This window comes from Magnetococcales bacterium (assembly GCA_015228935.1).
Taxonomy (GTDB): domain Bacteria; phylum Pseudomonadota; class Magnetococcia; order Magnetococcales; family DC0425bin3; genus HA3dbin3.
In genome coordinates this window covers 1-7,496 of sequence record JADGCO010000153.1, presented here as the reverse complement: position 1 = coordinate 7,496, position 7,496 = coordinate 1, and the positions used below count along the sequence as shown (strand labels likewise).

The window sequence follows — 7,496 nt, the reverse complement described above, 5'->3', positions numbered from 1 at the left end:
CAACAGAAGCAGGCATAATTAAAGTCGATTTTATTGATGTCACCTAGACAGGGGATTCAGAGGACATTCATTTGTAAGGCAATCGCTCCTCACGAAGACCCGGTATATTTTCAAATTCCGGGTCCTTGTGCATCAATATTGCGTCTACTTCCACGGCTGCGGCAACAATCCATGAATCAGCCAATGACAGAGAATGGTTTGCTTTGATGCGTGCAGCAAAGAAATAAAACATCCGTAACATACCTCTTTTCTTGCTGCTGCATTATACAGCAGTTCAGCCACTCTGGATGCTCCCGGCTCGCCATCTCGGAACGTGATGAGAGCCGATGTATCGAGCAAATAACCGCTCACATTTCTTTCTCGTGATCCAACTGACGATCTTTCAATAATCGTTCAGTACCTCTTCCTTGGCCGCTGCCACGAAATGCATTAATAGCTTGTATTGCTTTCTCATTCTCAATATCGGTATTTATTTTGGATTCCTGGTTGACAGATAGCGCAGATAAACGGAATAAATGCACGATATTATAAAGAGCAGAGAGCCCAGAATCTGGAATCTGTTGAATTTCTTCATACAAGAGATTCTGCATGACATGACGAGACATGTTCTGTTTTACCTCTATTGTGATCTGATTGTCTTTACGCTTGCACACGATCCAACTGTCACAAAGTACCAAATTTATAAAATGTCCGCAATACGAATATTTTCCAAAGGGTCAGCGAAAACGGACATTCTCGCAGCCGGCCTTGTTTACGTCACCTTGCCGGGGGAGTCGGCAGAAGGTGAAGAAGTTGGCGGGCCGATGTCCGGCATGGGGACGGGCTTGGCGTCAGGCATCCATTGGGACAAGGGATCTCCGCGCCGGAACAGGACGCCCGTAAACAGCCCGATCACCTGCCCGTCCGGACGACGGACATCCACCTGGAAATGACGGGTACGGGAGCCGGTAGCCATTTCCCGGGCTTCGGCGGTCAGACGTTCTCCCTCACGGCTGGAAGCGGGGAATGCCATGCTGGTCATCAGGCCGACGGCTGTTTCGCCACTGGCATTGCCAGCCACTCCATAGGCAAATTCCGCCAGGGTAAAAACGACGCCACCATGGGTGATGCCAAACGGATTCAAAAGGTCTGCCGTGACCACCAGGGAAGCCCGACACCAGCCGGGACGTACCCCTTCCACTTGAATGCCAAGCAGACGATGAAAACCCGATGCCTGCATCCATTGACCCACACGCATGGCCTGTGCATCGTGGATGGCATCAGGCGAATCAGAATCGGATATTGCAGTCAATTTGATTTCCAGATGAATGACGAACCTGTTTGAGGAGACGAGACAGAATCATTCTACCAGAGATATAACATATCCGAAACCAGCCACACACGAAGTGCAGCACCGGATCCTTGCGGATGGCAACGGAACTATCTTGACAGATTCATGGCAAACTGAAATGATTTCAGGCAGGTTGGACTCGTTTTGGGAAAGAGCATGGGCGATAGCAACGCGGAACGTCAACAAAGATTTGCTGCCAAAGCCAAGGCTTCCGGAAAAATCCGGATCCATGCCTGGGTCGAGGTATCAACAGCCAACCAGTTGAAAGAGTTGGCTACGCAAAGTGAAACCACGATTGGTGATATCATCAACATGGTGATTGGCATGGTCTATCCGCCCGATCAATCCGGCCAGACCGACCAGACCGACCAGACCGATCAGCAGGATCAGATTCAATCTCTCTCGCCACACGCTTCAGAGTCGGCACAATCTTCTGGTTCTTCTTCACAACAGGTACCCCCGGCACGCTCACCTTATATTTTTCGCCCGGTTCCGGCGAACGACATGCCAAAACTGGAGACTCCTGCTTCGACCACAGAGAAAATTTCCAGCAGAAACAAAAGCCTGTTTTTTTATGCCTTCATGGTGATCATGATCGGTATTGGCGTGGTTTCCTGGTATCGGATTCTGCCGCAAGGTTTGTCGTGGCCTGGCAAGGTTGCCACGCCCGGTCCCGTTCCGCAAAAAAACGAAATCCGGCTTGATGTAGCCAATACGGCCAAATCCAGCACTTTACCGGTCACTCTCCCCGCACTTCCGGTGGCACCGGCAGCCAGTGGCAATCTTCCGGCAGCCCCGATGGCCGGCCCGGAAGATCGCCTCAAACTGACCCTTGCCGTGGAATTCAAACGGTGACCCGAATTCTTGTCCTGGAATCCGGGCAGTGATCTGACCCTTGCCCTGGAATCCAGGCGGTGATGGGTGCCTGGCTTGATGGGTCAGAGCAGTTTGTCGCCGGTATAAAGCCCATGAATGCCCATTTGCCATCCATCTCCCGATAAATGTTTGCGCAAAATTTCGGGTACTTTATTGGCCTGTTTCTGGCCATCCATCTGCCGCAGTTCCTGTTGCAGGGCGGTCAGGGGGGCGGAGGAGGTGATCGCCACAATGTGGTCCGCCCCATAGGGAGGTTCAACGGTCAGATGCAGCTCATAGGGTTTGCCAAGGGGAATTTCCAGGGGATCCTTGGCCTGTTCATTGGCGAGTGGATAGAGAAAATTGACGGAACCATCCGAGGCCAGGTTGAACAGGGTAAAAAATGTTTTTTCAAACCCCTCGACTCTGAAGGTGATTTTTTCACCGGCCTGATGCAGTTTGTCATCAGGAAGGAGGGACATTTTCAGGCTGTTGCGCGTGATCAGGCGCTTGATCTCTTCGGTGGCAACGTATTTATTGACGGCATTCTGGACATTTGGCAAATCCGAGGTTTCATTGCCGGTTGCCGCAGGGGCATTCTGGGTGCGTTTCAAGGCACGGGTGGCTGAGGCCTGTTCGGCAGCAACCTGCGGATTGATCGTCGAGGCAACATCACCCAGTTCGGTGTAGAGCAAACCCCGTGCAACATCCCAGGTCAGGTCGGGTCTCTTCCCGGAGTTGGCATCGATCAATTTGATTCCCTGAATTTTCTTGCTCAGGGCATCGACAGGGGAGGTGGCATTGAGGATGGCCATCCCGATGACGGGTTGCTGTGGTGCAGACGCAGAAACGGGTGCAGGAGATACTGCAACCGGCTCAGGTGCGGATCCCTTGATATTCAGACTGAAATCACGCGATTTTCCGGAAAATTGCGGATGCTGCATCCCTTCCATTTCCGCCGTGACTTTTTCGCTGACATATCTCTTCAACTCTTCAGAGTTGACCTGACCATCCTTGTTCAAGTCAGCCTCGCCCCGCAATCCCTTGGCAAAAGCCCAACTCAAGGCTCCACGAATGTTTCCATCAATATTGCCTTCGGGGGCCAGTTCATCATCCTTGACCGCTCCCAGATAGAGAACATCAGGAAGTTCACGGGGAATGTCCTTCAATTTCGGGTCAAGCGGCGGCAACTTGTCATCCACGATGGGCGGATAGGTCGTCGCCCGATATTTCACTTTGACGGGGGAACTGCCGATGCTGCGGGTCATGGTTCCCGAGTGACAGGCATCGGCCACCACAATGACGCTGCGTTTGCCATCCACGGCTTTTTTCAACAAACCGGCAATTTCATCGTCCAGGATGCGTTCGTAGGTCCCGGCACCTTTGGGAAAAAATCCTCCCAGCAACAAGGTTGAATCATTGCCGCTGGGTTCACTGCCCTTGAAATGCTCCGGTTCGATTCCGCCATGCCCGGCATACGAAAAGACAATGAGATCATTGGCCTTGCTTTTTTGCAAAACATCGTTCCAGGCCTTGAATATATTGTCGCGTTTGGCTTCGTCATCCAGCAGGAGTGTGATCTCCCTGGCACCGATTTTCTTCAAGGCATCGGCCACATCCCGGGCATCGTTCACCGGTCCATCCAAGGGTGAGGATTTGTATTTGTTGATGCCGACAACAATTCCATACACCTCGGCCAGGGCCGTCGTCGGTTGCAACAAAACAGAGATGGCCAGCCAGATGATCAGCAACAAGCCTGAGCCGTATTTGTCCTGGGTGGAATCCGACATGGGTATGGCCTCGTTCATTGTTTTGCGGAGACGGGAAACTCTTCGAGTTCTCCACCGGGTGTTTTAAAGGAAGGTTTTTGTTTGTGATTGGGATTGGTTTCCTGAACCAATCTGGGAACCATTCTTTTGACATACTGGCCCAGCATGATGTTGTCGATGGCATCACCGCCGGAGGCGGCGGCATTGCCGTTGATGCCGTCCAGAATGGCATAGGCAAAGACACCATGCCCACTGTCACGGCCATTTTTTCGATAACCATCCAGGGCCTCCTGGGTACTGGAGGATGCGGCCAGAAGGGTCATGCCGATTTCATGTTGTATATTTTCCATGACCCTGTCAAGCGCCACGGCTCCGGCATGACAGGTATCCAGGATCAACAGAATTCTGCCCGTGGTCTTGTTGACCTTGACCAGTCGTTCCACCAATTCCAGGCCACCAAAACCCTGTTTCGAAACAATTTCCGGTTCCGGTCCGGCAACGTTTTGCGTGATATAGTAATACTGATCGTTCTTGTTCTCGTCCGGATAGTTGACCCCGTGACCGGCCAGATAGATGAGGACGGTATCCTCCTTGCGTACCTCGTTGGCCAGGACAGAAAACGCCTTGTTCAAATTGTCTTTCGTCACTTCCTCGTCGGCCAGTATGTTGGGGGCCTGGTCTGAATATCCGACGAATTTGATCGTGCCATCAGGCAATAATTTTGGCGTCAGCACATCGCCGAACAGGGCACCTTTTCGTTTTTGTACGGCATCGACAAAGCCTTTGGCATCGGCCACGGCATAGCGCAATATGTTGACGCTCTTGTAGAGATTGACACCGGCAGCAAGCACAAAAAGACGTGGTTTTTCAGCTGGTTTTTCAGATTTCTGGATGGCTGAACCACGGGAGGTCATGGCGGCAGCGGTCACAAAGTCAACCTGGCGGGAGGTGCTGAAGAAGGCCTTGGATTTGTCGTACACACGCAGTACGAGAGTATTTTTTCCCGGGTCGAGGGTGACCTTTTTTTCAATGACCAGGGCAGGGTCCTTGCCGGCCTGGGCCGCATCGGGTGCCCTGGAGAGACCGCGAGTGGCAACCTTGTCGTCCTGTTCAATGTTTCTGCTGTTCAGGATCAGGGCCGCATTGCCAATCTCCTGGTTGCCTTTTCCGGAAAGCTGATAGCGGACCCGAATATCTCGAATCCCTTCGGGCAATGCGATGGCAATGGCACTTTGGGGAGATGTACCGGTTGCTTTTGTGGCAGAGGTTGCAGTTGCAGCCGGTGCAGCCGGTGCAGCCGATGGTGCAGCCGCTCCAGGCGCAGGTGCAGGGGGGACTGTTGCAGGCGTTCTGGACAGGCCACGGGTGACCATGTTGGTCACGATATCCTGACACTTTTCGCCCCCGCCCTCTTTCGGGGTATAACAATAAGCAACCGGCTCAACTGTGGGTAATTTTTCAGTGACCAGGGAATCCATGTCGCCAATGGCCGCCTGGGCCAACTGAATTTCCTGAGCGGCCTGTCCCATGATCTTCTTGTTCAGAAGATCCGGACGATGCAGTTTCCGATAGAGCTGATCAAAATCGACCCAAAGCGGAGATTTTGATTTGCCTTTGTTGTAATGGTATCCAACCATCTCCTGGCCGCCATTGTAGGCATGCGCAAAAAATCCTTCCGGCGTCCAGGCCACCCAGCGGGCATTGGCCGAGTTCATGAAGAAAGTGGCCAATTCGTCCAGACGTGAATTTTCATTGAGGCTGTACCAGTGCAGGGTGCCATCCAGCAGGGCAGCCACGGCCAGGGCATTGTTCCGGGTGGCAACCAGACCGGCAACCGGAGCTGGAACATTGATCTTTTTCAAAACGTTGCCCTGCGCATCAAACAGGCGCAGATAAAAATCCGAGCCCAATAAAAAGCCTTTTTGATTGTTGAGGATGGTCAGGGAACGGGAAATTTCTTCCCCTTCGAGTTCAAGGGGTTTCTTGCCCAGCATGGGCTTGTTGGTTGCTTCCCAGCCGGTGATTGCCAGTTGTGGCGTTTGCGTGATGGGCGTGGCGAAGGTTTTGTCGGGGGTGGAAACCGGAGTCAGGGTTTCGTTCAACAGATCGAGTCGAAAGGGATGGGTTCCCTTGCTCCGGGTGCCGAATTCGACGCCCAGGCCATCATCAGCCACGGCGAGCCGGCCTTGATAAATGCCCCGGAAATCGTTGGCCACCGATTTTTTCTCCAGGCGCTCGCCATTGGGGGGGATCAACCCCCAGGCCGGGGTGGCAGACGCATAAAGAATTCCAGCCGGTACCGAAGTCAATTGGGTGATGGCATCTCCCTTGATTGGAACATCCCGGTATTTGCCCCGTCCTCCCTGGCTCCAATAGCGCACGAGACGATTGCCCTGCGCATCGACAGCCGTCCCGCCAGCAACGAGGGTGAGACCATCCGACTGTTGGGACCAGGCAACGGCAGACGTATTGCCATCCCGCATGCCTCCGACATCCGGGATATGAACAGCTTTCAGGTCCGAAGCCGACATGATCTCGACCCGGGGCGAATCCATGGAACCGACAGCCAACTGGGTGTCATCCGGGGAGAAGGCCACGGCCAGAGGACGATCCTTGGGATGAAAACGCCGTTTGCCGAGCAATTTGCCCTGACCATCGTAAAGACGCACATGGCCATCCAGAGAGGTTGTGGCCAGACGCTCCGAATTGTGGGAAAACGCCACCCAATGCACGGCACCCTCATAGGTGCGATCATCACTGATTCCCTTGCCGGCACCATCCAGAAGAACAAGTCCATAGGTACTTTCGGCCAGGGCCAGCTTTTTGCCGTCGGGTGCATAGGCCATGTGAAATACGGGGGCTTTCAGATTGGGCAGCACCCCCTTGATGCGCTCTTTTTCCAGATCAAGCAGATAAAGAGAAAACAGGCCATCCCAGGTATGACCCGTGGCCCCGGCTGTCAACAGGCTCTTCCCATCCGGGGAAATGGCCACGCTGTAAAGGGATCCCTCATTGCCGGAACCAATGGGAACCCTCAGAGTGGCAAGCAGCTTGCCTTCGGGAAGAGACCAGACCCGCACGGTTTTGTCATCCGAGACCGTGGCAACAAAATTGCCTTTTCCATCGACGGCCAGACGATTGATCATCGCCGTATGCATGCCGGTTTCGATGCGGAGAAATGGCGTTTTGGGGGGACCGGGCGGCGGTGGGGTTTTCTCCACGGCCATTGCATCAACCAGGCAACCAAGACCGAACACCAGCACGAGCAACAGGTCCAGCACACAACGTCCAGCATTTTTGGCCATGCATCCATCTCCTGGCAGGATCATCACGTCATTGTCACTCTTTTCGCGTCACCAATTTTTCCAGATTTTCTGACTCCGGGCAGGTCGGAAATTTTTGTACGCTCGGAACGGCATGGCTACTCTCCAAGAGGAGCAGCCTTCTGATTTGGCATGTCTGAGAGGCTGTCTATTAACCCTCGAATAAAAAAATTGGAAAGGAAGATTTTATTGGGGCTCCGCCCCAAACCCCGCCAAGAG

The 7,496-nt window shown here is 53.3% G+C and carries 5 protein-coding genes and 1 pseudogene; 1 reads left to right on the top strand and 5 read right to left on the bottom strand.

The window, feature by feature from the left end; all coding sequences use genetic code 11:
* Nucleotides 1-67: 67 nt before the first annotated feature.
* The 3 genes and pseudogenes from HQL65_19765 to HQL65_19755 all read right to left on the bottom strand — a co-directional run bounded on the left by HQL65_19765 (nt 68) and on the right by HQL65_19755 (nt 1,291).
* Nucleotides 68-351, bottom strand: a pseudogene (locus HQL65_19765) (hypothetical protein).
* The gene (locus tag HQL65_19760; GenBank protein ID MBF0138474.1) at nt 348-605 is read right to left on the bottom strand and encodes a hypothetical protein; all 258 of its coding nucleotides are present in this window, start codon (nt 603-605) and stop codon (nt 348-350) included. The pseudogene HQL65_19765 and the gene HQL65_19760 overlap by 4 nt, the downstream one beginning before the upstream one ends.
* A gap of 146 nt (nt 606-751) precedes the next feature.
* Nucleotides 752-1,291 (bottom strand): hotdog fold thioesterase, encoded by a 540-nt coding sequence (locus HQL65_19755; GenBank protein ID MBF0138473.1) that lies wholly within the window; start codon nt 1,289-1,291, stop codon nt 752-754.
* Between the two features lie 195 nt (nt 1,292-1,486).
* Between HQL65_19755 and HQL65_19750 the strand changes: the two genes are divergently transcribed.
* Nucleotides 1,487-2,185 carry a hypothetical protein gene (locus tag HQL65_19750; protein MBF0138472.1) on the top strand — a complete coding sequence of 233 codons (699 nt, stop codon included), beginning with the start codon at nt 1,487-1,489 and terminating at the stop codon, nt 2,183-2,185.
* Between the two features lie 83 nt (nt 2,186-2,268).
* Here HQL65_19750 and HQL65_19745 read toward each other — a convergent pair whose 3' ends face one another.
* Together HQL65_19745 and HQL65_19740 are read right to left on the bottom strand one after the other, a co-directional pair.
* The gene (locus tag HQL65_19745; protein ID MBF0138471.1) at nt 2,269-3,975 is read right to left on the bottom strand and encodes a caspase family protein; all 1,707 of its coding nucleotides are present in this window, start codon (nt 3,973-3,975) and stop codon (nt 2,269-2,271) included.
* A 14-nt stretch (nt 3,976-3,989) separates the two neighbouring features.
* Nucleotides 3,990-7,259: a caspase family protein gene (locus HQL65_19740; GenBank protein ID MBF0138470.1), complete on the bottom strand. Its 3,270-nt coding sequence runs from the start codon at nt 7,257-7,259 to the stop codon at nt 3,990-3,992.
* Between the last annotated feature and the right edge of the window lie 237 nt (nt 7,260-7,496).